This is a genomic window from Vibrio sp. 10N.261.55.A10 (genome assembly GCF_041470825.1).
Lineage (GTDB): Bacteria > Pseudomonadota > Gammaproteobacteria > Enterobacterales > Vibrionaceae > Vibrio > Vibrio crassostreae_C.
In genome coordinates this window covers 1-26,126 of record NZ_JBFRNC010000040.1, presented here as the reverse complement: position 1 = coordinate 26,126, position 26,126 = coordinate 1, and the positions used below count along the sequence as shown (strand labels likewise).

Below are 26,126 nucleotides of genomic sequence, written 5' to 3'. Positions count from 1 at the left end.
CGAGATGCGAGATGCGAGATTGATGTGCTTGTGTAGTAAAAAGCTCAGGCAATAAAAAACGGAGCCTTAAGCTCCGCTTCTTATTGTATTCGCTAATTAAAAATTAACGAGCACGGAAGACGATGCGGCCTTTAGAAAGGTCGTATGGAGTCATCTCAACAGTTACTTTATCACCAGTAAGAATACGGATGTAGTTCTTACGCATTTTACCAGAGATGTGTGCTGTCACTACGTGACCGTTTTCAAGCTCAACACGGAACATTGTGTTTGGTAGAGTATCAAGGACAGTGCCTTGCATCTCGATTACGTCTTCTTTAGCCATCTAATCCTCTTTCGAAATTTGGCGGTTTTCAACGGCTTGATTGTGCCGTTAAAATCAAAATATGTAAAGTTGTCGCGTATTCTACCCTTGCCACCGCTGATTTACTAGCCTTTGATGACGTTGAAATCGTACTTTATAGTTCATCGCAGGGCATTCATCGATTTGATAACCCAAATATAACCATTGTTTTTGTTCTTTCTGGGCATGTTGGATCTGAAATAGAACGCCAAGTGTTCCCATCGAAATGTCTATATCAGGAGCGAAGAAGGTATAAAACGCGCTCGTACAGTGAGCCATGATGTCGGTTACGGCGATACCAACCAACTTGTTCTCATCATAGATGTGCATGAACTTTGTAGTAAGCCACTCATTTTTAGAGAATTGTAGAAACTCTTCTTTCTTGGGTGGGTACATGGTTCCCGAACGGTGACGAGCGGTGATATAGCGACTGTATAAGTCAAACCAGTTGTCATCCATCTCATCTTTCAGTTCCCAACGTAGTGATTTTCCTTTGTTAAGGATCCGTCGTTGGCTTTTGGAAAGCTTAACCTTAGGAATTGAAAGCCGAATCGCTTGGCATGCTGAGCAATTATCGCAATGTGGCTTATAAATGGTTGAACCACTGCGGCGAAATCCATTCGCAAGCAGAACTTCATAGTTATCTGAGGTGTGCATGTGTTCGTCAAGCGTGACCGCCACTCTCTCTTCGAAGTGAGGTAAGTAGCTGCAAGCGTGATTGTCTGTTAATCCAATTCTGATTTGTTGTAAATCTGGATTCATTAAGGCATTTCCTTTAGCCATTGGGTTTTAAAGCATGCATCGTCAACGGAGAACTCTTTGAGTAATTGCAGAGAGCCTAGGAATTCATCCCTATCAACCTCGATAGCGCCCAAGGATTCCAAGTGAGGGTTCATGACTTGGCAATCAATCAGTTGTCCGCCGAATCGGGTAAAGTGTTTACAAAAGTACCACAGCGCAATTTTAGAGGCATTGGTCTTTAGGCTGAACATCGATTCACCGCAAAAGACTTGGCCTCTTTGTAAGCCGTAAAGTCCACCGATCAGTTCATCATCTTGCCAAACCTCAACCGAGTGGCAGAAACCTAATGAAGCGAGTTTGCGGTAGGCTGACTGCATGTCGCTGTTTAGCCAGGTTTCTTCTTCGGGTCTTAGTGAAGAGCAATAACCAATTACTCTGTCCGTCGCTTGGTTGATGCTGACTCGGTAATTGTGCTTTCTTTGAAACTTTTTAAGACTTTTTGACGGTTCGAATGTCTTAGGATTAAATACCGCTCGCGGTGCAGGGCTCCACCAAAGTATAGGCTCACCTGGGCCATACCATGGAAATATACCTTGGCTATAAGCGTTTAAAATTCGCATTGGTGATAAATCACCACCGAAGGCGAGCAGACCGTTGGGGTCATCAAGCGCGTCGAAAGGCGAAGGAAACTCTATACTAGTAGTATCAAGTTCGGTTAGGTATATAGTCATAAGTACCGCATTACAGATTAATCACTGACCAAGAGGTCTTTAGGAGTTTTACCATGAAGAAGTTGCTTTGGATTTTACTTGTTTTGCCCATGTTGGCAAATGCAGCTTACAACAGAAACCAAGCTCGACCAGTAAACGAGGTGGTTTATGGTGAGATTGATACGGTCAGATACATCACTCAGCAAGAGATCGTTGAGTCGAAAGCGAATGGTTGGGAAACCTTGTTAGGTGCGGCGATTGGTGGCTTGATTGGTAACCAGTTTGGCGGCGGCACTGGTAAAGAAGTGGCGACAGCTGTAGGTGCAGTAGCAGGTGCGGGTATTGCTCGTAACCGAGGTAACACACAATATAAAGTAGAGTACAAACTGGTCGAGTTATTGGTCAAAACCAAAGACGACAAGTTGGTCAACATTATCCAAGATGTCGATAACTCGATGCTGTTCAACCGAGGCGATGATGTACGAATTCTCTATTTTTCAGATGGTGTTCGAGTTGATCTCGTGTACTAGTATACAAATACGATTGATTGGCTAATTAATCACCGGTTTGGGCCGGATTAGCTCTGGAGTTCGTTGGAAAAGTTCGTTAGTCTGCAAGTACGAAGAATTATTCATCACCCGAAAATAAATACGCACCAGTGACTTCGGGTGGTACAAGGACTATAAGATTTAATGGAAAGCCTTACGTTACAACCAATTCAAAAAGTGAACGGGGAAGTTAACCTACCTGGTTCAAAAAGCGTTTCCAACCGTGCACTTCTTTTGGCTGCACTTTCTACGGGAACCACTCGCCTAACAAACTTGCTAGACAGTGATGATATTCGTCATATGTTGAATGCATTGACTCAGTTAGGTGTTGATTATCAGTTGTCTGCAGACAAAACCGTTTGTGAAGTGACAGGTGTTGGTGGTGCATTTTCAAGTGACAAAGCCCTAGAGCTTTTCTTAGGTAATGCGGGTACGGCGATGCGTCCGTTGGCGGCTGCACTATGTTTAGGTCGCGGTGAATACGTTCTTACTGGTGAGCCTCGCATGAAAGAGCGCCCAATTGGCCACTTAGTAACAGCACTACGAGAAGCCGGTGCCGACGTTGAATATTTAGAGAACGAAAACTACCCGCCATTGAAGATCACAGGTACCGGTTTGAAGAGCGGTACGGTTTCTATCGACGGTTCGATCTCTAGTCAATTTTTGACGGCATTTTTGATGGCTGCGCCTTTAGCTGAAGGTGAAGTGACCATTAAAATTGACGGTGAATTGGTTTCTAAACCTTACATCGATATTACGCTGCACATCATGAAGCAATTTGGTGTGGACGTGATCAATAATGATTACCAAGAGTTTGTGATTCCTACCGGGCAATCTTACTCGGCACCGGGTGATTTCTTGGTTGAAGGTGATGCATCATCTGCGTCATATTTCCTTGCAGCCGCTGCTATCAAAGGTGGTGAGATTAAGGTCACTGGTATTGGTAAAAACAGTATCCAAGGTGATATCCAATTCGCTGATGCGCTTGAGAAAATGGGTGCGGAAATCGAATGGGGTGACGACTACGTTATTTCTCGTTGTGGCGAGCTGAAAGGCATTGATATGGACTATAACCATATCCCAGATGCTGCGATGACTATCGCGACAACCGCATTGTTTGCGAAAGGCACAACGGCAATCCGTAATGTCTACAACTGGCGTGTGAAAGAGACAGATCGCTTGGCTGCAATGGCAACAGAGCTACGCAAAGTCGGCGCTGAAGTGGAAGAGGGTGAAGATTACATTATTGTTAACCCTGTGGCTGAACTGACTCATGCGGCGATTGATACTTACGATGATCACCGTATGGCGATGTGTTTCTCGCTGGTTGCCTTGAGCGATACGCCTGTGACGATTAATGATCCAGGTTGTACGTCAAAGACATTCCCTGATTACTTCGACAAGCTGAAAATGCTAAGTCTATAAAAATGCTTAGTATGTAAAGGTTTAGGAACAAAAAAGCTTGCCTAAGTGGCAAGCTTTTTAATTATTGCTGAATTGTAAATTCTTTCGAAAGGTGGTGCGCTAAGTATTTAAACATGTTAAATACCGCGGTTGTATTCTCGGTCGGCATTCCATTGCTGTCTAAGAAGTATTCACCTTTGAAGACGAGTACATCGTCTTTTTCTACTACGCTGTTTGCGCGCATGCCTTCAATGTAGTCATCATGTGATTGGATAATTTGGTTTGCGATAAGCAGTAAATCAAATTCTGCTATTACTTTCTTTGTCATGAGTTTATCTCTGATAACTGAATATAACGTTGAGTTTATGGTGTCGAACTAGAAATTCAATGATTTCACAACCGATTAAGAGAGTCTTTTCAAACATCCACAATTTATTTTGTGATTTACGGCAAAAATAATTGAATGGGGCTCGCGTTAGATTCGCGGACAAGCTTAGTATGAGCCCGTTTAGACGTAATGCCTGATGAATAGGCTCTTGCAAGTATTCTTAGTGAGTACTTTATAGCTTCTTTATATTGTGACCCTTTTATCTATGAGTCGTCGAATTGTCGAGCGATCAGATCCAATTTTGAAAAAAGCGGTTGATCTTCTAGTAATCTCGCACAATAGTAAAAAAAGAAGCAATGAATTTAGAATATCATGCGTAAAAGCCCACAAGCTAAATTGTTGGTGCTGAAGCATCGTGATTAAGGACGTTAGAGTCAATATGGGTAAATCGCTCGTTATAGTGGAGTCGCCAGCCAAGGCTAAAACTATCAATAAATATCTTGGCAAAGACTTTGTCGTTAAGTCGAGTGTAGGTCACGTACGTGATTTACCAACGGCAGGTCAAAGTACTGGTCAAAAGGCTGCTGCAGTTTCAACCAAGGGTATGAGCCCAGAAGACAAAGCTCGTATCAAGAAAGAAAAAGATCGCAAAGCTCTTATCAAAAAGATGGGTATCAACCCGTATAAAGAGTGGGAAGCGAACTACCAAATCCTACCTGGTAAAGAGAAAGTCGTCGCTGAATTGCAAAAACTGGCTGAGAACGCAGACCATGTTTATCTCGCAACCGATTTGGACCGCGAAGGAGAAGCTATCGCATGGCACCTTCGTGAGATCATCGGTGGCGATGAAACGCGATACAAGCGAGTGGTTTTTAACGAAATCACCAAGAATGCTATTCAACAAGCTTTCGAAACGCCAGGTGAGCTAAATATTGATGGCGTAAACGCACAACAAGCACGACGTTTTATGGACCGTGTTGTTGGCTTTATGGTGTCACCTCTGCTTTGGAAAAAAGTAGCACGAGGCCTGTCCGCTGGCCGTGTTCAATCAGTAGCGGTAAAACTACTGGTAGAGCGTGAGCGCGAGATCAACGCCTTTATCCCTGAAGAGTTCTGGGATGTGCATGCTGATACTAAAACAGCAGAGAAAACCGACTTTAGACTGCAAGTTGCACAGAAAGACGGTGTTGCGTTTAAACCTGAAAATGAAGCGCAAACACAAGCTGCTGTTAGCGTTTTAGAAAAAGCGCAATACGAAGTATGTAAACGTGAAGACCGCCCAACAAAGAGTAAGCCGTCTGCACCTTACATCACGTCGACGCTGCAACAAGCGGCGAGTACGCGTCTTGGTTATGGCGTAAAGAAAACCATGATGCTGGCTCAACGCCTGTATGAAGCGGGTTACATCACTTATATGCGTACTGATTCAACCAACTTGAGTTCAGAAGCTGTAGAAGCCGCTCGTGAATACATTGGTTCTGAGTACGGCGCGCAATACCTTCCACCTAAAGCTCTTGCATACGGCAGCAAAGAGGGCGCTCAAGAGGCCCACGAAGCGATTCGTCCTTCAAGTGTAGATGTTAAGTCGGAAGATCTAAACGGCGTAGACGCAGACGCACACAAGCTTTACTCGCTAATTTGGAATCAATTCGTAGCGTGTCAAATGACGCCAGCTCAATACGATTCAACGACAGTAAGCGTTAAAGCAGATGAGTACACGTTGAAAGCGAAAGGTCGTATCCTTAAATTTGATGGTTGGACTCGTGTTCAGCGTCCAATGGGCAAGAACGAAGATACGATCCTTCCAGCAGTACAGATCGGCGATAAGCTTGATCTGATTGCGCTAGACCCTAAACAGCACTTCACTAAGCCACCGGCTCGTTTCACTGAAGCGGCGCTAGTTAAAGAGCTTGAGAAGCGTGGTATTGGTCGTCCTTCAACATACGCATCAATCATCTCAACGATTCAAGATCGCGGTTATGTAAAAGTTGAACAGCGTCGTTTCTATGCTGAGAAGATGGGTGAAATTGTTACTGACCGTCTAGATGGCAGCTTCAATGACCTAATGAACTACGACTTCACTGCTCGTATGGAGCAGAAGTTGGACCAAATCGCAGAAGGCGAAGCAAGCTGGAAAGGCGTGCTAGATAACTTCTTCGAAGACTTTACTGGCGATTTGGAAAAAGCAGACTTAGACGAAGATGCGGGTGGCATGAAGCCAAACCACATCGTAGAAACTGATATCGAGTGTCCGACTTGTGGTCGTAAGATGGGTATCCGTACTGCTTCGACAGGCGTATTCCTTGGCTGTTCTGGCTATGCACTTCCACCAAAAGAGCGTTGTAAGACAACAATCAACCTTGGTGATGAAGAAGGCATTATCAACGTGCTTGAAGAAGACGTTGAAACAGCAGCACTTCGAGCTAAAAAGCGTTGTCCTATTTGTGAAACGGCAATGGATGCCTATCTAATCGATGATAAGCGTAAGATGCACGTATGTGGTAACAACCCGAACTGTGAAGGTTATGTGGTTGAGCACGGCGAATTTAAAGTGAAAGGCTACGATGGTCCACTTGTTGAGTGTGACAAGTGTGGTTCTGACATGGTTCTGAAGAACGGTCGTTTTGGTAAATACATGGACTGTACGAGTGAAGATTGTAAGAACACTCGTAAGATTCTGAAAAATGGCGAAGTTGCGCCACCAAAAGAAGACCCGGTGCATTTCCCTGAACTTCCGTGTGAAAATTCAGACGCGTACTTTGTTCTTCGTGATGGTGCTTCTGGTCTATTTATGGCTGCGAGCAACTTCCCTAAATCACGTGAAACACGTGCACCATTAGTGGAAGAGCTGGTTCGTTTTAAAGACCGTATCTCACCTAAGTTCCAATACCTAGCATCAGCGCCAGTTGCTGACCCTGATGGTAAGCCGACAGTGGTTCGTTTTAGTCGTAAGACTAAAGAAAACTACGTTCGTACTGAAGTAGATGGAAAACCGTCCGGTTGGACTGCGTTGTACATCGACGGTAAGTGGGAAGTTACGGATAAGCGTAAAAAGCCTAAAGAGAAGTAACTGAACGTTATTGATGAAAAAGCAGCCTAATGGCTGCTTTTTTTTTGATCTCAATATGACTAACTATGCAACTTGTTGACTTAGTATTTCGTCGGCCGGAATTTATTAAATTCACACCGCGAAATTAATGGCGGTAATTAATCATATCTTCTTATGCAACTTTAACGAGAATGTAACTTAATTAAAATATTGTAACTCACAGATCAGCGTTTAGTTGTATACCTGATGTGTGTCGGGTGTTAATGTAATGTTTCGTCTGGACGGTGTAGTGTGAGCTGCTTTAAGTCTTAGGAAAGCAATCAGCTTACGTACCACAGAATGGCGTATTAAAAATTGAATTCGGCCGAAAAGTCGATAACGTATATAAAACCAAGTGCAAAGAATAGTGCACACATAACAACGTTTGGCTTAGGATATTGTCACTGTATGTGAATGGATATTCGCTAAATACCGAAATAAGTGTTGGTGCTCATCCCCCAGAGGAAGATACCTCTACGAGTACTAACATCGACAAGCTATAGATATATGGAGAATAAAATGGCTGGTGTATTGGGAATGATTCTTGCTGGTGGTGAAGGCTCTCGCTTAAGACCTTTAACTGAATCTCGCAGCAAACCCTCGGTTCCTTTCGGTGGTAGTTACCGCTTAATTGATTTCGCTTTGAACAACTTCGTTAATGCTGATCTAATGAAGATCTACGTATTAACACAATTTAAGTCACAGTCACTGTTCCACCATATGAAAAAAGGCTGGAATATCAGTGGTATAACAGACCGTTTTATCGACCCAATTCCTGCGCAAATGCGTAAAGGAAAGCGTTGGTATGAAGGCACAGCAGATGCTATCTACCAAAACATGGGCTTTATGGAGTTGGAAGAACCTGATCAAGTATGTATTTTTGGTTCAGACCATATCTATAAGATGGACATCAAACAGATGCTTGATTTCCATAAAGAGAAGAAAGCGGCTCTAACAGTATCAGCATTGCGCATGCCGCTTGCTGAAGCATCAGAATTCGGTGTTATTGAGGTTGATGCTGACGGCCGTATGATTGGCTTTGAAGAGAAACCTGCAAATCCGAAGTCGATCCCGGGCGATCCAGAATCAGCGCTCGTTTCAATGGGCAACTACGTGTTCGAAGCGAAAGAGCTTTTTGCTGAACTAACGGAAGATGCTGATAGAGAAGGTTCGACACACGATTTCGGCAAAGATATTATTCCAAACATGTTCCCGCGTGGTGATGTGTTTGTTTATGATTTCAGCACCAACCGTATTACTGGTGAGAAAGAAGAAGTTTACTGGCGCGATGTAGGTACGATTGACGCGTACTGGCAAGCGCACATGGACCTTCTTAAGAAAGATGCGCCATTCTCGCTATACAACCGTAAATGGCCTCTACACACTTATTACCCGCCACTACCACCAGCTACGTTTACTGATTCGGCAAATGGTCGAATTCAGATCATTGATAGCCTTGTGTGTAGCGGTAGTTATGTACGTGGTTCGCGTATTGAAAAGAGTGTACTGGGCTTCCGCAGCAATATCGCATCAGCGTGTGATATTAGCGAAAGCATCTTACTCGGTGATGTAAAAGTGGGTGAGGGTTGTATCTTGCGCCGCGTTATCATTGATAAAGACGCAGATATCGCACCGGGTACACAGATTGGTGTAAATCTGACAGAAGACAAAAAGCATTACCACGTATCTGACGATGGTGTCGTAGTGATTTCTAAAGGAGCACGAGTTGGTTACTAAGACTCTCTCGGTACTTTTTGTAGCGTCTGAAGTTGAAGGCTTGATTAAAAGTGGTGGCTTGGCTGATGTAGCCAAGGCACTGCCGAAAGCGTTGCAAACACTCGAACAGGACGTTCGAGTGACTATCCCCGCATATAGAAACATTCCAAACATTGATTCAGCAGAAGTTATTTTATCGACTGAACTCGATCATTGGCCTCATACGGCTTATCAAGTTAAAAAACTGAGCGTAGAAGGCGTTCCAGTTTTTGGTATCGAATGTGCCAAGTATTTCGACCGCCCGGAAATGTACGCAGAAAACAATCAAGCTTATGCTGATAACGGAGAGCGCTTCTCGTTTTTTAGTGCAGCCTGTCTTGATATGCTTCCTAAGCTTGGTCTTCAACCGGATATCATTCATGCAAATGACTGGCATACTGGTTTCGTTCCTTTCTTGCTTAAATCGCGTTATCAACAACACGATTTCTTTGAAAATACGCGCAGTGTTATCTCGATTCACAATGCGGTTTTCAAAGGTGTGTTCGCATACGATGAACTTCAATTCCTGCCAGAGATGCACAGTTACCATGCGCCTGAAGCTTCAGTGAGTGACACTCATGTCACTATGCTAAGAGCTGGTGTGATGTGCGCGGATAAAGTGAACGCAGTAAGTCCTACCTATGCAGAAGAGTTGAAAACGGAATTAGGTAGCCACGGTATGGCTGCAGAATTCCAACACAGATCGGCTGATCTGTTCGGCATTTTGAATGGGTGTGATTATGGGGCTTGGAATCCGGAAACTGATGCTTTCCTTCCTCGTAAATACAAAGCGACCAAGCACAGCATGGCTCGCGGAAAATCAGCTTGTAAGCAAAAACTGCAACAAGATGTAGGTTTACCCGTTGCCGATTGCGCGGTTTATGGCATGGTTTGTCGCTTGACGAATCAAAAAGGTGTTCATTACTTACTGCCTATCATCGAACAGTTTTTGAAAAATGATCTTCAGATCGTGATTGTCGGTACTGGCGATCCGGTTTTGGCGAGTCAATTGAAAGAGCTATCAGCGCTTCACTCAGATAAGTTCTCGTTCGTAGAAGCGTACAATAATGAACTTGCGCATTTGGTTGAAGCAGGCTCTGATTTCTTCTTGATGCCTTCGGAATTTGAACCGTGTGGCTTAAACCAAATCTACAGCATGGCTTACGGTACTTTGCCGATTGTTCGTTCTGTGGGAGGTTTAAAAGACAGCGTGAATGATTACGATGAAGATCCTGAAGTCGCGACTGGGTTTGCTTTTGAAGAGCCAACACCGCAGGCGTTATTGGCTGTGTTACATCGTTCATTACTGCTTTATGCACAAAACCCATCTGAAATTAAGCGTGCTCAGCTTTATGCGATGCAGCAAGATTTTAGTTGGGAAGATGCGGCTAAAGAATACCTAGCTATGTATCATTCAGCATTTTAACTTGTTGACTTAGCTTTAAAATTAGCGGGCGGGCAACAACAGCTCGTAATAAATGAAGGCGCTCTAATTGTTGAGTGCCTTTTTGTTTCCTGGTCAGAGCACATCACGTTTACGAAGACAAAGCTTGCAAACTCATTTTTGTCAGGTAGAAAAGGTGAGGTAGGTATTCACATGACTAATGATAGGTTTGACACTATTATCACTTAAAGTTCTTAATAGCGTGGTATCCTTAGTCATCGCCTCGTGATGAGGCATAGCTCCATTCCAATAATTAAAGCGATAGGTATGTCTGAGAGTTTACTATTTCATAAAACATTTACTCACCCTACGAGCGATGAGTGGGTTGTATTTGTGCATGGCGCAGGAGGCAGTTCCTCCATCTGGTTCAAGCAGATCAAAGCGTATAAACAGCATTTCAACTTACTTCTCATTGATCTGAGAGGGCACGGTAAATCAGACAATATACTTAAAGGGCTGATTTCGAATCGTTATACGTTCAAATCGGTGACGCTTGATATTCTTAAAGTGTTAGACCATCTTAAGATCCGTTCTGCACATTTCGTTGGCATGTCTTTGGGCACGATTATTGTGCGTAACGTTGCCGAACTGGCGGCTGGCCGTGTACGTTCAATGGTACTGGGTGGCGCTGTCACCAAGCTAAACACTCGCTCTCAAGTGTTAATCAAGTTGGGTAACCTCAGCAAGCACATCATTCCTTACATGTGGTTATACAGCCTTTTTGCTTATGTTGTGATGCCACAAAAAAGCCAAAAAGAGTCTCGTCACCTTTTTATCCGCGAAGCCAAAAAACTGTGCCAGAAAGAATTTAAACGCTGGTTTATCTTAACGGCTGATGTAAACCCCTTGATGAAATATTTTAAAGATAGAGAGCTACCAATACCGACTCTTTATTTGATGGGTGAACGTGACTACATGTTTATTAAGCCTGTAAAAGAAATGGTTGCAGCGCATGAATCGAGTGAGCTAGTAGAAATCCCGAATTGTGGACACGTGTGTAACGTGGAAAACCCTGAAGAGTTTAATCAGCGTTCGATTGCGTTTATTCAAAAACAAATTCAGTGATTTTCTAGGCGTGAAATCAAAGATGATGAGTTAATCGAATTGAAATAAAAACGGGAAGCTAACTTTAGCTTCCCGTTTTTAATTGGAGGAGGTATCTGACCGAATCGTTCTATCAGGTCACTGAAACCCTGCTATTCAGGTGAGGCAGCACCGCACTGCCAGCAAGAGCCGAATTGCGCTTCGTTGACTTCATGACACTCACCACAACGCCACTCTTCATAGATGATCGAATCTTGCTGCTTTTGGTAGTCATTGACGAGCATGCGAGCTTTACTGGCCAATTCTGGCTCATATAACCATACGTAAGGGTCAGTTTCTTCAGTGAATGGGATTTCCCCCTTTAATCCGAACAACCCCTCACCACGGACTTCACAGGCAATATTCTCGCTTTCTAACAATCCACAGATGATATGAGCTTCTGTCGGATTCGATGCACTGAAGATTTTCATTGAAATAGAACCTTATTCGGCTATCTGTGTTGTTTAGATATTATAAACTATTCTGCTATATACATTATTCAGCTACGGGTGCTGAGCGAAACTTACCCATCAACCATTTAGCCACTATTGGGAATATCCCCAATAATGCAAATGACAATAGTACTGAAGGGGAGACGATGCCCGAAAGTGAATCAATTTCTGCGAGCTGAGTACCAGCATTCAAGAAAACCGCCGTCCCCGGTAACATCCCGATTTGACTCGTAATGTAGTAACGACTCACTGACATCGGTGTTAGACCCATCAATAGGTTGATAAGGAAAAATGGGAATACAGGAATCAGACGCAGAGAAAACAGGTAAAATGCGCCGTCTTTTTCAACCCCCTTGTTAATCGTCGCCAATTTGTCACCAAACTTGGTTTGAATCCAGTCACGCAACAGGTAACGGCTACTTAAGAAAGCTAAGGTCGCACCGATCGCACTTGCGAAAGATACCAGTAGCAAGCTGTTCCAGAAGCCAAATAGCGCGGCCCCTAATAAGGTTACAACAGCGGCACCAGGAATGGAGAAAGCCGTAATCATGACATACGCGACAAAATAGATAGCGGCAGCCGCAATAAAGTTGCTGTCAATGTAGTCATTTAACACAGCTTGTTGGGCCTTAGCATTTTCAAGCGTTAAGTATTGGCCGAAATTGATGCCTAACAGCACGATGGTTATGACCAACACAATACCCAATATCATTTTCTTACTCATTGATACTTCCTCTAAATTTTCAATGCATACCGATAGTATAGATAGACAGGCAAAGCATAGATTAACTTTCACCAGTTAATAAAAAACTATTTGTTCTAGACGATGGATCGGGGGCAAAAAGCTAGCCTAATTGCTTAGTCTTATGTTAGCGACAAGTATTGGCGGAATAGAGGTGGAAAAAGATTCGTTGATTAGAAGGTTGTGACTCTCTGCTAGGGACTTGTTTTGTATGCATTATTTTATTAGCGATAATTTGTACCACGTAAAAAGTAACAAAAATTTGAAAGAGTTTTGGTCTTGGCTCGTTCTATATACGTAACAATCGTGGCATGAAGATTGTTTTAGATAATTATTCAGGCAGACAACTAAGGAGCTAGCTATGAAATTATTATCAATGATTACGGTTATTGCTACAACGGGCCTATTCTCTTTCCAAGCCATGGGATCGGGCGTCTATCACCGTGCGGCTGTTGAGTCTAAAGTATTTAAAGGCGATGTAGTGGCGAGCCAATCACAGGCTTACGAATCTGGAAAAAAAATCTGGATGGATATAAACAGTAAGCGCTCATATGAATTGAGCAAAATCTTACCGCAAGCCTCTGAAAAAGTAGATGTACGCTCGTTTGAAATCAAAAACGGTACCATCAAAGTAAAAGAAATAATGGATTCCTCTGGAGAAATTAACTTCATTCCGATGGTTAAAGTGGATTACAAATACTATTACCGTCCATCTTTTTGAACTCAGTGGTTCAGCTATACATAAGACTAGTTTTGTCGACATAAAAAAAGCCGCAGTAAATGCGGCTTAGTTATGTATATAGATTGCACTGACAATGTTAATTGACGCGATTGATAAGCTCTTCGCGACGTTGCTGCGGTATAACAGACCAATGTGTACCATTGATCGCGCCTTCTAGCGCCCAAAGTAGTTCAATACTGACGGAAGACGCATGCGATTCTTTGATGGCGTTAAATGCGTTTACAGAGCCAGATTCATATAAACGTTCTACAGAATCGATCCCTGCCTTTTTCAACATACGCTCGGTAGCGAGTCGAAGATTAGGCAGATCTTTGAGTCGGGTCGGCTTAGCAGAAGACTGCTCAGCTTTTTCTTCTTTAGCAAAACCTAGAGACGTGGTTGCAAGCTGCAAGATTTTCTCTTGGTCTTGCCAGAGGCCTTCAGGTAAAGCGAAATATTTAGTAACGACAGGGAAACCACGTTTTTTGTAGACGTACGGTTGAAACCCTTGTTGTTCGAATTGTTTCGTTGTGCATTTGTCTGCTCGTATGTGCAACTGGTCATTTACAACCAGAGCAAACATAGTGTCATCAGCAAAAAGACCGAAGCCACCAAACATCGAGCGTGATTTTATTTTTCCTAGGGATTCAAATAATTTCATTGAATCCTTTAGTATCGGTTTATCCATGTTATTTATCTCGGTGTATTTGAACTACGCCACCAAATAAGCAGGTCCGAGAGATTAGCAAAATGTTGCAATTAAATTGTCAATAAGCCGTAAATTACTAAATTATTAGTAGTTACTGCATTTTGCCATCGGTAACCCCGCTACCATACCAACGAGTGGTTTAGGCCGGAAGCTTTGCGTCTCACTCTTTCGAGTGGTTTGCCCTGTGCGTGACTGATTGAATAGAATAAAGTTTTTGTTGGATGAAGCTCACACTTGATATTTCAAAATGTGATACTGCTTCAATTAATGATCTTTCCGTTGTGCATCTGGGCTCATTATAGTTGCTGATAAAAAAAGCGCACCGAAAGGTGCGCTTGATGAAATTAAACTCGAATTATCAATTAATTTAACGTCTTAACTGTACTTCGTTCAACAATTTCAGGGTGCATTTCGAAGACGCGTTTTTCGTGGTCTTTGTCTTTGATGCGCTCCAATAGAATTTCGAATGCATTCTTACCAACACGACGTTTTGGTTGGTGAACTGTCGTTAACGGCGGAGAGAAGTATTCAGCGAGTTCGATGTTGTCGTAACCGATCACTGAGATATCTTCAGGAATGCGGATGCCTTTTTCTTGCAGTCGGCTCATTAAGCCGAGTGCCATTGTGTCGTTAAAGCAGAATACCGCCGTTGGACGATCTTCCATCTCAACGATTTGTTCTGCAGCAAGAACAGCCGTATCACACTCGAAGTTGCCTTCGATGATCATATTGTCATCGGCAGAAATTTTAGCTTCGTTAAGTGCGCGCTTGTAACCGGCAATACGTTCAACACATGCTGCTTTGTCTAAGTGGCCACTTAAACATGCAATCTTAGAGTGACCGCGTTCAATAAGGTATTTGGTCGCTAGGTAGCCACCTTCTTCAGAGTTATCGATGATCTTATCAGCTTGAGAACTCTCTGGGCCCCAGTCCATAATAACTTTAGGGATGTCAGCGTGACGGTCTAACATCTCTCTTAGTTCTTCAGTTAGGTCAGAACACATAACTAAGATGCCATCTACACGTTTCTCTGCAAGCATTCGAATGTAGTCACGTTGCTTCTCATAGATACCGCCCGTATTACACAGGATCAAAGTGTAACCTTGACGGTAGCAGTAGCTCTCAACACCATCGATAACTTCAGAGAAGAATAGATTAGTTGATTGAGTCACTAGCATGCCGATGGTGCGTGTTGTATTACACTTCAAGCTACGAGCAACAGCACTTGGTGCATAGTTCAGTTCATCTACGGCTTTGTTTACTTTTTCTTGCGTTGCTTCTGCAACAAAGCGAGTTTTATTGATTACGTGAGAAACGGTTGTTGTTGATACGCCGGCTAAGCGAGCGACATCTTTTATAGTGGCCATGGTTTTATCCTATTAGAAGCTACTTTCCCAAAGTACGGAATAAAGTAGCCGTTAAGCTACCTAACTAAGAGCTTAAATTTGTAGGGCTCTTTGGGTACTAAAAGTGCTAAAAAACAAAAAACCGCTATTGAGCGGCTTGTCTTAACACCGAAATGCTCAAAACTATAATAAGCATAGCATTTCGTGAATGTTTCATATTTTATCGTTTGCGGTCACAATTTTAGACTGACTAGAAATTACTCGCAATAAAATTCACCCGGAAATCCGGGTGAATTGTCACATTCTTCTGAATTTATTTAACGAGTCATCCAATAAGCTATTCACCAGCTAAATATTGAGTGTCTAATTGACAGAATGCGAGTAGCAACGATGAGACGGAGGCGTAGAAACCGAATTCATCAACGTCATGACATTTCACGTTGAACTTTGGTAACCAAGTCAGCAGTTGTTGTTCGATAAACTGCTGTTGAGCGGCAAATGAATTCTCTAGTTCTTCTTCAATATTCGTTTCGTTTGAACGAATGATCAAGTTACCAAGGAAATCGAGTTCGATAGCAATGTGGTCTGCTGGCTCTTTTAGATCTTGGTTCACAACTAAGTTGTGCTTAGCCATGATCTCTTCCATATCTTTTGCTGGCTTATCATTCAAAAGGCCAGTTTCGCCGATATACATTGAAGCGTAAGGAAGAGCGCCGTGCTTATCTGTCTTTAAGAAAAGATCGCAAAAGTCTGCAGACAGTTCTAGCTGAGCATCTTCACGAGTTTGTAGGCGGTTCAGCGCATCCACTAACTTATCAATCGCTGGCTTTAGTGTCTCATTTTCGCCTAAACCAGTTAGGAAAGAACGAATTTCAATAGAGTGGTAGTGATCGAGTTCTTCTTGAGTGAGCTCTTTGGCAAATAAGCTTGATAGCCACCAGTATATTTCTGCTCTTTGCTCGTTGAACGCTTTCGTATCTTTCATTTGTTAGATCCTGACTTAGTCTTGTGATGTTGCTTATATGCATCTTGAAGTCACTTGGGCATAAGCACACCAAGGCTGAATAACAAGGTTATTTGCGAAACGCAAAGTTACTCGTTAGTAGTAATGCCTATATTGAATTGCGATGGACGATAAATAGCAAGGTTTAAGATTGTCTTGTATCAAAAAAAATCCATGTTTCTGGCTTTTATCTTCTGTACCACTAGAATTGTTACTAGTTATGAATAGAATAGTCACTGAAACTATTAAATAAGAAAAGTGGTGTAGATGAGCTATCACGTATTAGTCGTAGAAGATGATGTGGTAACCCGCAGTAAACTGGTTGGATACTTCCAGAACGAGGGTTACACAGTGGGCGAAGCAGAAAGCGGCGCTCAAATGAGAAACGTGTTAGAAGAAAACAACGTTGACCTCATTATGCTGGACATCAACTTACCAGGCGAAGATGGATTGATGCTAACTCGCGAATTACGCAGTCAATCAGACATTGGAATTATTTTAGTTACTGGACGCACGGATAGCATCGACAAGATCGTAGGCCTTGAAATGGGCGCTGACGATTACGTTACTAAACCCTTCGAACTTCGCGAGTTATTAGTTCGAGTTAAAAACCTACTTTGGCGTATCTCTGCTGCTCGTAAAACAGCAGCGGGCGCTGTAGAAGAAACATCAGATGAGTCTGTGGTTCGTTTTGGTGAGTGGACATTTGATATCCCTCGTCGTGCGTTAAGCAAGAACGGCGAACCAGTGAAACTGACCAAAGCAGAATACGAACTGCTAGTGGCTTTGTCTTCTTACCCTAACCAAGTATTAAGCCGCGAACGTATTTTGAATATGATTAGCCACCGAGTGGACGCGCCTAATGACCGTACTATCGACGTATTGATTCGTCGTATGCGTGCAAAAATGGAGTTTGATCCTAAGAACCCACAAATTTTTGTGACGGTTCACGGTGAAGGTTACATGTTCGCTGGTGATTGATTTCCTTTGGGAGTGATTAATCAACAACGACATTTAAACGTAAAAAGCCGAGACATCATTGATGTCTCGGCTTTTTTATTACTTAGCTTTTATTGTTAACGACCAGAAAATCTATAAATATTTGGCGACTCGTCTGCTCATATGAGTTTAAAGATTCAATAGGGTTACTGAGGCTGGGCCGCAGAAACGTCACCGTCATCTTCAATTAAGCTGGAAGCTTCTGGAATAACAGGCTCTTCAACAATGTCATTGCTTGTATCTAGCCAATCACGCAGGCTTTGCCAAACCAATCCCATGGTTTCGTGCCAGTAACGCTCAGTCTGCTCAAGGTATAGCGCTTTCGGCATGTACTTTTCCCACGGCTCAACAATACCTTCTTGTGCAAGGTAGTTGGTTGGTGCAGGTAGTGGTTTCATGCCAGCTGAATTGAATTCGTTCAGTGCGCGAGTCATATGGCTCGCTGAAGTCACCAACACCATTCTTTTATTCTTAACGAACGCAGCGGCTTGGCGAGCTTCTTCCCAGGTGTCTTTTGCGGTTTCAAGCAGAATGATGTCGGGCTTTGCTACGCCAAGTGCTAAAGCCACTTTAGCCATCATTCTTGCGTTACTTACTTCAGTGCCTGCGCCATAGCCAGACAAAATGAGTTTTGCACCAGGGTAGAGGCGTAGAATACGAATCCCTTCACTTAAACGCATCAGGCCGGTGCGGCTAAGTTCTGATGTCGGTGGAATTTGGTCGTCTACGACGTGACCACTTCCAAGAACCATCACGTAATCGACGGTTTCATCGACAGGTAAAAATGCGGTGTGTTGCCTTTCCATTGGCATTAAAAGTTGACTAGAAACTGGCTGGAAAGCGATTAGGAAAATACCACATAGGGCTGAGAGGGTGATTAGGCAACCAGTCTTCCTTTTGGTAGTAAACATCACTAGGGCTAAACCCAGAAAAGCGAGAATTAACATTGCTGGCAGTGGCATCAATAGCGAAGACACTACTTTTTTCAGCTCAAACATATCCGAATAGTCCGAAAAAACATCACTTAGTAGTAAAAAGAGACATCGCCTCTTTATTCCTGAAATTCCTGTGACAGAATAGCAGGCACGATAGGACATAATAACTCAAGTAGCCGTGACTGAAGACCGTAATTTCGACGATATTGCCCACAAATTTGCAAAAAATATTTACGGCTCTGACAAAGGAGAGATCCGTCAGATCATCGTATGGGAAGATTTAGAACAAGCTTTGAGCAAATTTGACCATTCAGCTTCGCCTCTGCATGTGCTTGATGCGGGAGGCGGTCTTGCACAGATGTCGCAAAAAATTGCGGCGTTAGGGCATAACGTCTCTTTGTGTGATCTCTCTTCTGAGATGCTTAAGCTTGCACAAGAAAGTATCAACGAAGCGGGTTTGTTAGAACAGTATCGATTCATCCATTCTCCGGTACAAAAAGTCGTAGAACATCTCGATGAAAAAGTCGATTTTGTGATGTTTCATGCGGTAATGGAATGGTTAGCCGATCCTAAAGAGGCGCTTGATTTATTGTTGGAGCAAGTAAAACCCGGTGGCGTTGCTTCGATAATGTTTTACAACCACCACGGATTAGTCCTGAAAAATGTGATTTGTGGCAACATTCCTCATGTATTGAATGGGATGCCACATCGAAAACGGTTTAAGCTGCAACCACAAAAAGGCTTGAAGCCAGAAGAGGTTTACCAATGGATAGAAGACGCCGGTCTAGAAATCTGTGGTAAATCAGGCATTCGTTCTTTCAGTGACTACATAGGTAATATGGAGTACATGGGCGATTACCAATTTGAAGATGTATTGGAACTAGAAAAACAGCTATGTCGCCAAGAGCCATATCTGTCACTAGGCCGTTATATTCACGTTTGGGCTCAAAAACCTGCGCAATAACAGCGGTGAATGTGGTAAAAGAAGCCACAACATGCGCTATGCAATCGTAAGAAGCCCGCGTCATATCTAATACATTCGATATGACGAAGAACAGTAACAGGAACCACAATGAGTGAAATGACTCAAACTGCCGAAGAGCAGCCAATTGATGAGTTGGTGGGCTGGGTCAAGCAGCATGATTTTTCATTAAACTTGCCACCAGAGCGCTTAGCATTTTTGATCGCTATCGCAGTACTAAGCAATGAAAGGTTCGATGAAGAGTTGGGCGAGGGTGAACTGCACGATGCATTTACCATCGTCACTCGACTGTTTGAAGATACTGGCGAAGCGTCCGCGTTTCGTGCCAACAATGCCATCAACGAGTTAGTTAAACAGAAGTTGATTAGCCGCTTTACCAGCGAAATCACCGATGGTGCGAGTATTTATCGCTTATCACCATTGGCGATTGGTATTTCAGATTATTACTTACGCCACCGTCAGTTCTCTAAGTTAAAACTGTCTATCCAGCTTTCTATGGTTGCGGACGAGATGGCAAAAGCCATTGAAGCAGCACAAAAAGGCGGAACTCCAGGACATTGGAGAAAGAATGTTTACGGCGTGCTCAAGTATTCTGTTGGTGAAATTTTCGATCAGATTGATCTTAACCAACGTGTTATGGATGAGCAGCAGCAAACCGTTAAACAGCAAATTGCCGACCTTTTAAACAAGGATTGGCGAGAGGCGATTAACAACTGTGAAACCTTGCTTTCAGAAACCTCTTCCACGCTGAAAGAATTGCAAGACACCTTGCAAGCGGCGGGTGATGAACTGCAAACACAGATCCTCGATATTCAAGAAATTGTTTACGGTGACGATGAACTCGAATTCGTTGGCGAAACCCTGTTCGGCTTGCAGATGAAGCTAGACCGAATCACCAGTTGGGGTCAACAAGCCATCGATTTATGGATCGGCTACGACCGCCATGTTCACAAGTTTATTCGTACCGCGATTGATATGGATAAAAACCGTGCCTTTAGCCAACGCTTGCGTCAGTCGGTTACCGACTACTTTGATGCGCCTTGGCTTTTGACTTACGCCGATGCAGAGAAGCTGACGGATCTTCGTGATGAAGCGCTTATGCTTCGTGATGACGAAGTGATGGGACAAGCACCAATCGACGTAGAGTACGAAGAATTTGAGCAAGTGAATGACCTGCTTTCAGATCGAATTGCAGAGATGTTAAAAGCTCACAAACAGCAAGGCGCGCCAATTGATCTTGGCCTTGTGTTACGCGATTACCTCGCTGCACACCCTCGCACACACCATTTTGATTTAGCCAGAATTGTTGTCGACCAAGCCGTACGCTTAGGTTACTCAGAGTCTGACTATCAGGCTATTCAGCCAGATTGGCAGGCAATCAACGATTTCGGTGCAAAGGTACAAGCAAATGTCATTAACAAGTACTGATGATTACATGCCAGAGAAACTGGTAAAAGCGATAGCGAACCCACTGTTCCCTGCGCTAGATAGCATGCTGCGTTCAGGCAAGCATGTTTCAACAGAAGATCTAGATAACCACGCGTTGCTGTCTGATTTTGAAGTTGAGCTTCAGCATTTCTATCAACGCTACAATACGGAACTGGTAAAAGCGCCGGAAGGTTTCTTTTACTTGCGTCCGCGTTCTACGTCTCTGATTGGTCGTAGTGTGTTGTCTGAGCTCGACATGTTGGTTGGCAAGGTGTTGTGTTTCTTATACCTAAGCCCAGAACGTCTGGCTCATGAAGGTATCTTCACCAATCAAGAACTGTTTGATGAATTGATGTCGTTAGCGGATGAGAAAAAACTCATGAAGCTAGCAACCAACCGTGCATCTGGTTCTGACTTAGATAAAGAAAAGCTGTTCGAAAAAGTTCGTACTTCTCTGCGTCGTTTACGCCGTATCGGCATGCTGATTGCGATTGGTGAAACGGGCAAGTTCCGTATCAGCGAAGCGGTATTCCGCTTTGGCGCTGACGTTCGTGTTGGTGACGATATGAAAGAAGCGCAATTACGTCTTATCCGTGATGGTGAAGCTGTGGTGCATACCCAAGAGCCTAACCAAGGTAGCTTGTTGAATGAAGAACAAGCGGAAGCTGTATCAGAAGTAGTTGCAGACGTAAACGAAAACGGTCAACAAGACATTTTTAACGATCAAGCTGACTTTGACCTTGAGTCAAACGATGGCGAACAAACAAAAGTAGAAGGTGAAGCATGATTGAAAGAGGTAAGTATCAATCATTAACCATGGTCAACTGGAACGGCTTCTTTGCGCGTACTTTTGATATTGATGGATTGGTTACAACGCTTTCTGGCGGTAACGGTGCGGGTAAGTCGACCACAATGGCGGCATTCATCACAGCACTGATCCCTGACCAAAGCCTTCTGCATTTCCGTAACACAACGGAAGCGGGTAGCTCGCAGTCATCTCGTGATAAAGGCCTTTACGGTAAGCTTCAGCCAGGCGCATGTTATGCCGCGCTAGATGTTGTGAACTCTCGTAATCAACGTCTATTGTTTGCAGTAAAACTGCAGCAAGTTGCGGGTCGTGATAAGAAAGTCGACATCAAACCGTTCGTTATTCAAGGCCTTCCAAGCCATGTGAAACCAACGGATGTGTTGATTCAGAACGTTTCAGACAGCCACGCTCGCGTATGTCAGTTGAACGACGTGAAAGCGGCGGTTGCACAATACGAAGGCGCGCATTTTAAAGCCTTCTCTTCGATTGTTGATTACCACTCACAGATGTTTGAATACGGTGTGGTACCGAAGAAACTGCGTAACAGCAGCGACCGTTCTAAGTTCTACCGCTTAATTGAAGCATCACTTTACGGTGGTATCTCAAGTGCAATTACGCGCTCTCTGCGTGATTACCTTCTACCGCAAAACGGTGGTGTGAAGAAAGCATTCCAAGACATGGAATCAGCACTACGTGAAAACCGCATGACGCTAGAAGCGATCAAGACGACTCAGTCGGATCGTGACCTGTTCAAGCACTTGATCACTGAATCTACGAACTACGTGGCTGCAGATTACATGCGCCATGCAAACGATCGTCGTAACAAGTTAGATCAAACCATGAAGTTCCGTGGTGAACTGTTCGGTTCTCGTGAAACCTTGCTTGATCAAAACAATTTGTTGAATCGCGTTCAAGAAGAACTAGAACTACTTGTCGATCAAGAATCGGCACTAGAGCAAGATTACCAAGCGGCATCGGATCATCTTCAGTTGGTTCAAACTGCACTTCGTCAGCAAGAGAAAATTGCCCGCTACAGCGAAGATCTAGAAGAGCTTAACGAGCGTCTAGAAGAGCAAATGATGGTGGTTGAAGAAGCTCAAGAGCGAGTACTTCTTGCCGAAGAGCAGGCAACCATCACTGAAGAAGAAGTGGATAGCCTGAAAACTCAGCTTGCTGACTACCAACAAGCGTTGGATGTTCAACAAACGCGTGCACTTCAATACCAGCAAGCGGTTCAAGCATTAGAGAAAACTAAGCAGTTGCTTGGTGATGAATCTATTACGGCAGAAAGCGCACTAACTCTGGTTTCAGAGCTAAAAGCACAAGAAGAATCAAGCACTCAAACGCTGCTGTCTACTAAACATAAACTAGACATGTCTTCTGCTGCTTCTGCGCAGTTCGACAAAGCGCTCGCTCTTGTTAAAAGTATTGTGGGTGACGTTGAGCGTAAAGAAGCGTCTCAAAGCGCTAAGCAAGCTTTAGAAAAAGGCCGTAACGCAAAACACGTTGTTGAAAATGAACAGCAGTGGCGTGCTCAGCACCGCGATATGGCTCGTGATGTGGCTCAGCAGCGTCAAGCAAAAGAGCTTGCGACTGAATACCAAAAGCAACACAACATCTCACTGACTGACGAAGCGGTTTTCGATGAAGAACGTGAACGTCATGCTATGCAGATCGAGTCTCTTGAGTACGCTCAAGAAGAGCTGCGTGAAGCGAAGAGTGAGCAACGTCGTGTACAACAAAACCACGATCAAGAGATTCAAAAACTTGAGTCTATTGCTCCAGCATGGATCACGGCAAACGATGCGCTTGAAGCATTAAGAGATCAAACCGACGCTGAGCTAGAAGATAGCCAAGCGGTGATGACTCAAATGCAACAAGTGCTTGAAGATGAGAAATCTCAAGCGGTAGCAAAAGATCAGTTGGCTACGCGCCGAGCTGAACTTGAGCACGAAATTGAGCGTTTAGCGTCTCCAGGTGGTTCTAACGATCCTCGCCTCAAAGGCCTAGCGGATACGCTTGGTGGCGTGTTGCTTTCTGAGATCTACGATGACATCACGATTGGTGATGCGCCGTACTTCAGTGCGATGTACGGCCCAGCTCGTCACGCAATTGTGGTTTCTGATCTTGATGGTATTAAAGAGAAGCTGGTGGATCTTGATGATTGTCCAGAAGACCTTTACATCCTAGAAGGCGATGTCGACGCGTTTGATGACAGTTCATTCAATGCCGATGAGCTTGAAGGCGCAGTGTGTGTTCAGCTGAACGATCGCCAAATGCGTTACTCACGTTTCCCTGAGATCCCACTGTTTGGCCGTGCGGCTCGTGAACAACGCCTAGAGAAACTGCGCGAAGAGCGTGACGTTGTGGTTGAAAACCACGCGAAGGCAGCGTTTGACTCTCAAAAACTGAATCGCCTATACCAAGCATTCAACAGCTTTGTTGCAAAGCACCTGCACGTTGCGTTTAACGCAGACCCAGAGCAAGCACTTGCTGCGATTCGTGATAAGCGTAATCAAATTGTTCGTTCTCTGGCTGAGCTTAACTCTAAAGAGCAGCAGCAACGTAGCCAGCTTCTACAAAGCAAGCAGGCACTCGGTGCGCTAGATAAATTAGCACCTATGGTTCGTATTTTAGAAGACGAAACATTGGCTGAGCGCTTAGCTGAATTAGAAGCGCAACTTGAGCGTTTAAGTGAAGCTAAGTCTTACTTGAATAAGCACGGCAAATCGCTTACTTCTCTAGAGCAAATCGTATCTGCACTAGACGCTGACCCAGAGCAGTTCGAAGCTTTGGAGGTCGAGTATCGTCAAGCCGACAGCGCTCTACAAACGCTAAAAGGCAAAGTGTTCGCACTGTCTGATCTGATTGAGCGTCGTCACTACTTTGCTTACGCAGATTCTGTTGACTTGCTTAACAAGAGCAGTGAACTGAGCGAGCAATTAAAAGCGAAATTGGTTCAAGCAGAACAAGCAAGAACCAAAGGCCGTGATGGCTTGAAGCAAGCTCGTGAACAGATGAACCAATACAACCAAGTATTGGCGGCATTGAAGAGCTCACATCAAGCGAAGCAAGAGACGGTTCAAGAGTTCAAACAAGAGCTACAAGAGTTTGGCGTAAACGCTGACGAAGGCGCTGAAGAGCGTGCTGTACGTCGTCGTGACGAGCTTCAAGAGCGTCTACATACATCTCGCAGCCGTAAGAGTGAATACGAGCGTACGATTACGTCAACAGAACTTGAGATGAAAGCCCTAGCTAAGCGTCTTAAGAAAGTTCAAAAAGAGTACACCGAGCTTCGTACTTTCGTTGTTGCAGCAAAAGCAGGCTGGTGTTCAGTACTTCGCTTAGCTCGTGAAAATGATGTTGAACGTCGTCTGCACAAGCGTGAACTGGCTTACCTAACGGCGGGCGAGCTTCGTTCTATGTCGGATAAATCACTGGGTGCTTTACGTCTAGCTGTAGCTGACAATGACGACCTACGTGATTCGCTGCGTCTATCTGAAGACAACGCACATCCAGAGCGTAAGGTTCTGTTCTACATTGCGGTTTATCAACACCTTCGCGAGCGTATTCGCCAAGACATCATTCATACGGATGATCCGGTTGAAGCAATCGAAGAGATGGAAGTTGAGCTCGCTCGATTAACAGAAGAACTGACGCAGCGTGAAAACCGCTTGGCGATCAGCTCTGAGTCGGTAGCAAGCATCATCAAGAAAACGATTCAGCGCGAGCAGAACCGTATTCGAATGCTGAACCAAGGGCTGTCGAACATCTACTTTGGTCAGGTTAAGGGCGTACGTCTGAACGTTAAGATTCGTGAAAGCCACGAGATCTTGCTATCAGGGCTAGCGACTCAGCAAGAGCAACACAAAGACTTGTTTGAATCAACACGCTTTACCTTCTCAGAAGCGATGGCGAAGTTGTTCCAACGTGTTAACCCACATATCGATATGGGTCAACGTTCTCCACAAGTTCTAGGTGAAGAGCTACTGGATTACCGCAACTACCTAGAATTAAGTGTTGAAGTTAACCGTGGTTCAGACGGTTGGTTACAAGCGGAATCGGGCGCACTGTCTACGGGTGAAGCGATCGGTACTGGTCAGTCTATCCTACTGATGGTTGTTCAGAGCTGGGAAGAAGAGTCTCGTCGACTTCGTAGCAAAGACATCGTTCCATGTCGTTTGTTGTTCCTTGATGAAGCAGCTCGTCTGGATGCGAAATCTATCTCTACCTTGTTCGAACTGTGTGACCGTTTAGGTATGCAACTTTTGATTGCAGCACCAGAGAACATTAGCCCTGAGAAAGGCACAACCTACAAACTGGTTCGTAAGGTCTTTAAAGATCACGAGCACGTACATGTTGTTGGCCTGCGCGGTTTTGCTCAAAACAAACCGGCATCCCCAGTTCAAGAGCTTATTGAAGAAGCTGAGCAATAACCTTGATAGCCGAGCAATAAGCTTGATAACTGAGTTATAAGCTCGAAAGCGACTCAATGATATTTGTACAAAGCCCCTAATCAATAGGGGCTTTTTTGTATCTTGTGTCCCGTCCTGAAATGTG

At 44.0% G+C, this 26,126-nt stretch carries 22 protein-coding genes and 1 riboswitch; of the genes, 12 read left to right on the top strand and 10 right to left on the bottom strand.

Features of this window, described 5'->3' with window-relative positions; translation table 11 throughout:
* Positions 1-103 precede the first annotated feature (103 nt).
* The 3 genes from infA to aat all read right to left on the bottom strand — a co-directional run bounded on the left by infA (position 104) and on the right by aat (position 1,812).
* Positions 104-322, bottom strand: a complete 219-nt coding sequence (gene infA / locus AB4274_RS13000) for a translation initiation factor IF-1 (RefSeq protein WP_001040192.1) — start codon at positions 320-322, stop codon at positions 104-106.
* An 81-nt stretch (positions 323-403) separates the two neighbouring features.
* On the bottom strand, positions 404-1,102 hold the full coding sequence (locus AB4274_RS12995) for an arginyltransferase (RefSeq protein ID WP_372112220.1): 699 nt from the start codon (positions 1,100-1,102) through the stop codon (positions 404-406).
* Positions 1,102-1,812, bottom strand: a complete 711-nt coding sequence (aat, locus tag AB4274_RS12990) for a leucyl/phenylalanyl-tRNA--protein transferase (RefSeq protein WP_017063504.1) — start codon at positions 1,810-1,812, stop codon at positions 1,102-1,104. Before aat ends, AB4274_RS12995 begins: the two co-directional genes overlap by 1 nt.
* A 53-nt stretch (positions 1,813-1,865) precedes the next feature.
* Here aat and AB4274_RS12985 point away from each other — a divergent pair, with 53 nt between their 5' ends.
* Both AB4274_RS12985 and aroA read left to right on the top strand, forming a co-directional pair.
* Positions 1,866-2,321 (top strand): glycine zipper 2TM domain-containing protein, encoded by a 456-nt coding sequence (locus AB4274_RS12985; protein ID WP_004736438.1) that lies wholly within the window; start codon positions 1,866-1,868, stop codon positions 2,319-2,321.
* Between the two features lie 162 nt (positions 2,322-2,483).
* Positions 2,484-3,764 (top strand): 3-phosphoshikimate 1-carboxyvinyltransferase, encoded by a 1,281-nt coding sequence (aroA, locus tag AB4274_RS12980; protein WP_017062105.1) that lies wholly within the window; start codon positions 2,484-2,486, stop codon positions 3,762-3,764.
* A 61-nt stretch (positions 3,765-3,825) separates the two neighbouring features.
* Here the strand turns inward: aroA and AB4274_RS12975 are convergent, their stop codons facing one another.
* Entirely contained in the window at positions 3,826-4,071 is a 246-nt protein-coding gene (locus AB4274_RS12975; protein ID WP_017062104.1) for a YciN family protein, read from the bottom strand.
* A 439-nt stretch (positions 4,072-4,510) separates the two neighbouring features.
* On the opposite strand from AB4274_RS12975, the gene topA reads away from it, so the two are divergent.
* The 4 genes from topA (at position 4,511) to AB4274_RS12955 (ending at position 11,423) form a co-directional block, all read left to right on the top strand.
* Complete coding sequence (gene topA / locus AB4274_RS12970; protein WP_136982376.1) at positions 4,511-7,141, top strand: type I DNA topoisomerase; 2,631 nt, start codon at positions 4,511-4,513, stop codon at positions 7,139-7,141.
* A 525-nt stretch (positions 7,142-7,666) separates the two neighbouring features.
* Positions 7,667-8,896, top strand: coding sequence for a glucose-1-phosphate adenylyltransferase (gene glgC, locus AB4274_RS12965; protein WP_080582251.1), 1,230 nt, complete (start codon positions 7,667-7,669; stop codon positions 8,894-8,896).
* Positions 8,886-10,340 (top strand): glycogen synthase GlgA, encoded by a 1,455-nt coding sequence (glgA, locus tag AB4274_RS12960; protein WP_372112218.1) that lies wholly within the window; start codon positions 8,886-8,888, stop codon positions 10,338-10,340. Before glgC ends, glgA begins: the two co-directional genes overlap by 11 nt.
* 285 nt (positions 10,341-10,625) lie before the next feature.
* Positions 10,626-11,423 (top strand): alpha/beta fold hydrolase, encoded by a 798-nt coding sequence (locus AB4274_RS12955; RefSeq protein ID WP_017062100.1) that lies wholly within the window; start codon positions 10,626-10,628, stop codon positions 11,421-11,423.
* A gap of 131 nt (positions 11,424-11,554) precedes the next feature.
* Here AB4274_RS12955 and AB4274_RS12950 read toward each other — a convergent pair whose 3' ends face one another.
* Both AB4274_RS12950 and AB4274_RS12945 read right to left on the bottom strand, forming a co-directional pair.
* Positions 11,555-11,872: a DUF2007 domain-containing protein gene (locus AB4274_RS12950; protein WP_017062099.1), complete on the bottom strand. Its 318-nt coding sequence runs from the start codon at positions 11,870-11,872 to the stop codon at positions 11,555-11,557.
* Between the two features lie 64 nt (positions 11,873-11,936).
* Complete coding sequence (locus AB4274_RS12945) at positions 11,937-12,617, bottom strand: TVP38/TMEM64 family protein (RefSeq protein WP_017062098.1); 681 nt, start codon at positions 12,615-12,617, stop codon at positions 11,937-11,939.
* A 379-nt stretch (positions 12,618-12,996) separates the two neighbouring features.
* Here AB4274_RS12945 and AB4274_RS12940 point away from each other — a divergent pair, with 379 nt between their 5' ends.
* On the top strand, positions 12,997-13,356 hold the full coding sequence (locus AB4274_RS12940; RefSeq protein WP_017067843.1) for a DUF3316 domain-containing protein: 360 nt from the start codon (positions 12,997-12,999) through the stop codon (positions 13,354-13,356).
* Positions 13,357-13,453: 97 nt separating this feature from the next.
* Here AB4274_RS12940 and AB4274_RS12935 read toward each other — a convergent pair whose 3' ends face one another.
* The 3 genes from AB4274_RS12935 to torD all read right to left on the bottom strand — a co-directional run bounded on the left by AB4274_RS12935 (position 13,454) and on the right by torD (position 16,396).
* Entirely contained in the window at positions 13,454-14,044 is a 591-nt protein-coding gene (locus AB4274_RS12935) for a TfoX/Sxy family DNA transformation protein (RefSeq protein WP_004736448.1), read from the bottom strand.
* A 127-nt stretch (positions 14,045-14,171) separates the two neighbouring features.
* Positions 14,172-14,257, bottom strand: a riboswitch (cyclic di-GMP riboswitch).
* A 170-nt stretch (positions 14,258-14,427) separates the two neighbouring features.
* The gene (gene purR / locus AB4274_RS12930; RefSeq protein ID WP_017063507.1) at positions 14,428-15,432 is read right to left on the bottom strand and encodes an HTH-type transcriptional repressor PurR; all 1,005 of its coding nucleotides are present in this window, start codon (positions 15,430-15,432) and stop codon (positions 14,428-14,430) included.
* Positions 15,433-15,748: 316 nt separating this feature from the next.
* Positions 15,749-16,396: a molecular chaperone TorD gene (gene torD / locus AB4274_RS12925; RefSeq protein ID WP_372073347.1), complete on the bottom strand. Its 648-nt coding sequence runs from the start codon at positions 16,394-16,396 to the stop codon at positions 15,749-15,751.
* Between the two features lie 285 nt (positions 16,397-16,681).
* On the opposite strand from torD, the gene torR reads away from it, so the two are divergent.
* Positions 16,682-17,395, top strand: coding sequence for a two-component system response regulator TorR (gene torR, locus AB4274_RS12920; RefSeq protein WP_372073345.1), 714 nt, complete (start codon positions 16,682-16,684; stop codon positions 17,393-17,395).
* 164 nt (positions 17,396-17,559) lie between these two features.
* Here torR and elyC read toward each other — a convergent pair whose 3' ends face one another.
* Positions 17,560-18,411, bottom strand: a complete 852-nt coding sequence (elyC, locus tag AB4274_RS12915) for an envelope biogenesis factor ElyC (protein WP_372073344.1) — start codon at positions 18,409-18,411, stop codon at positions 17,560-17,562.
* 115 nt (positions 18,412-18,526) lie between these two features.
* Between elyC and cmoM the strand changes: the two genes are divergently transcribed.
* The 4 genes from cmoM (at position 18,527) to mukB (ending at position 26,002) form a co-directional block, all read left to right on the top strand.
* Positions 18,527-19,312, top strand: a complete 786-nt coding sequence (gene cmoM, locus AB4274_RS12910; protein ID WP_108093788.1) for a tRNA uridine 5-oxyacetic acid(34) methyltransferase CmoM — start codon at positions 18,527-18,529, stop codon at positions 19,310-19,312.
* A 108-nt stretch (positions 19,313-19,420) separates the two neighbouring features.
* Positions 19,421-20,758, top strand: a complete 1,338-nt coding sequence (gene mukF / locus AB4274_RS12905) for a chromosome partition protein MukF (RefSeq protein ID WP_372073341.1) — start codon at positions 19,421-19,423, stop codon at positions 20,756-20,758.
* The gene (gene mukE, locus AB4274_RS12900; RefSeq protein WP_017062090.1) at positions 20,739-21,545 is read left to right on the top strand and encodes a chromosome partition protein MukE; all 807 of its coding nucleotides are present in this window, start codon (positions 20,739-20,741) and stop codon (positions 21,543-21,545) included. Before mukF ends, mukE begins: the two co-directional genes overlap by 20 nt.
* Positions 21,542-26,002 carry a chromosome partition protein MukB gene (mukB, locus tag AB4274_RS12895; RefSeq protein WP_372112216.1) on the top strand — a complete coding sequence of 1,487 codons (4,461 nt, stop codon included), beginning with the start codon at positions 21,542-21,544 and terminating at the stop codon, positions 26,000-26,002. The genes mukE and mukB overlap by 4 nt, the downstream gene beginning before the upstream one ends.
* Positions 26,003-26,126 lie beyond the last annotated feature (124 nt).

Coding starts and splice junctions, on each gene's coding strand:
- torD (WP_372073347.1), bottom strand. CDS start 16,396: ATGAAAGATACGAAAGCGTTCAACGAGCAAAGAGCAGAAATATACTGG.
- AB4274_RS12940 (WP_017067843.1), top strand. CDS start 12,997: ATGAAATTATTATCAATGATTACGGTTATTGCTACAACGGGCCTATTC.
- AB4274_RS12935 (WP_004736448.1), bottom strand. CDS start 14,044: ATGGATAAACCGATACTAAAGGATTCAATGAAATTATTTGAATCCCTA.
- mukB (WP_372112216.1), top strand. CDS start 21,542: ATGATTGAAAGAGGTAAGTATCAATCATTAACCATGGTCAACTGGAAC.
- glgC (WP_080582251.1), top strand. CDS start 7,667: ATGGAGAATAAAATGGCTGGTGTATTGGGAATGATTCTTGCTGGTGGT.
- AB4274_RS12955 (WP_017062100.1), top strand. CDS start 10,626: ATGTCTGAGAGTTTACTATTTCATAAAACATTTACTCACCCTACGAGC.
- AB4274_RS12975 (WP_017062104.1), bottom strand. CDS start 4,071: ATGACAAAGAAAGTAATAGCAGAATTTGATTTACTGCTTATCGCAAAC.
- torR (WP_372073345.1), top strand. CDS start 16,682: ATGAGCTATCACGTATTAGTCGTAGAAGATGATGTGGTAACCCGCAGT.
- AB4274_RS12950 (WP_017062099.1), bottom strand. CDS start 11,872: ATGAAAATCTTCAGTGCATCGAATCCGACAGAAGCTCATATCATCTGT.
- aroA (WP_017062105.1), top strand. CDS start 2,484: ATGGAAAGCCTTACGTTACAACCAATTCAAAAAGTGAACGGGGAAGTT.
- purR (WP_017063507.1), bottom strand. CDS start 15,432: ATGGCCACTATAAAAGATGTCGCTCGCTTAGCCGGCGTATCAACAACA.
- infA (WP_001040192.1), bottom strand. CDS start 322: ATGGCTAAAGAAGACGTAATCGAGATGCAAGGCACTGTCCTTGATACT.
- topA (WP_136982376.1), top strand. CDS start 4,511: ATGGGTAAATCGCTCGTTATAGTGGAGTCGCCAGCCAAGGCTAAAACT.
- mukF (WP_372073341.1), top strand. CDS start 19,421: ATGAGTGAAATGACTCAAACTGCCGAAGAGCAGCCAATTGATGAGTTG.
- AB4274_RS12945 (WP_017062098.1), bottom strand. CDS start 12,617: ATGAGTAAGAAAATGATATTGGGTATTGTGTTGGTCATAACCATCGTG.
- elyC (WP_372073344.1), bottom strand. CDS start 18,411: ATGTTTGAGCTGAAAAAAGTAGTGTCTTCGCTATTGATGCCACTGCCA.
- aat (WP_017063504.1), bottom strand. CDS start 1,812: ATGACTATATACCTAACCGAACTTGATACTACTAGTATAGAGTTTCCT.
- AB4274_RS12995 (WP_372112220.1), bottom strand. CDS start 1,102: ATGAATCCAGATTTACAACAAATCAGAATTGGATTAACAGACAATCAC.
- mukE (WP_017062090.1), top strand. CDS start 20,739: ATGTCATTAACAAGTACTGATGATTACATGCCAGAGAAACTGGTAAAA.
- AB4274_RS12985 (WP_004736438.1), top strand. CDS start 1,866: ATGAAGAAGTTGCTTTGGATTTTACTTGTTTTGCCCATGTTGGCAAAT.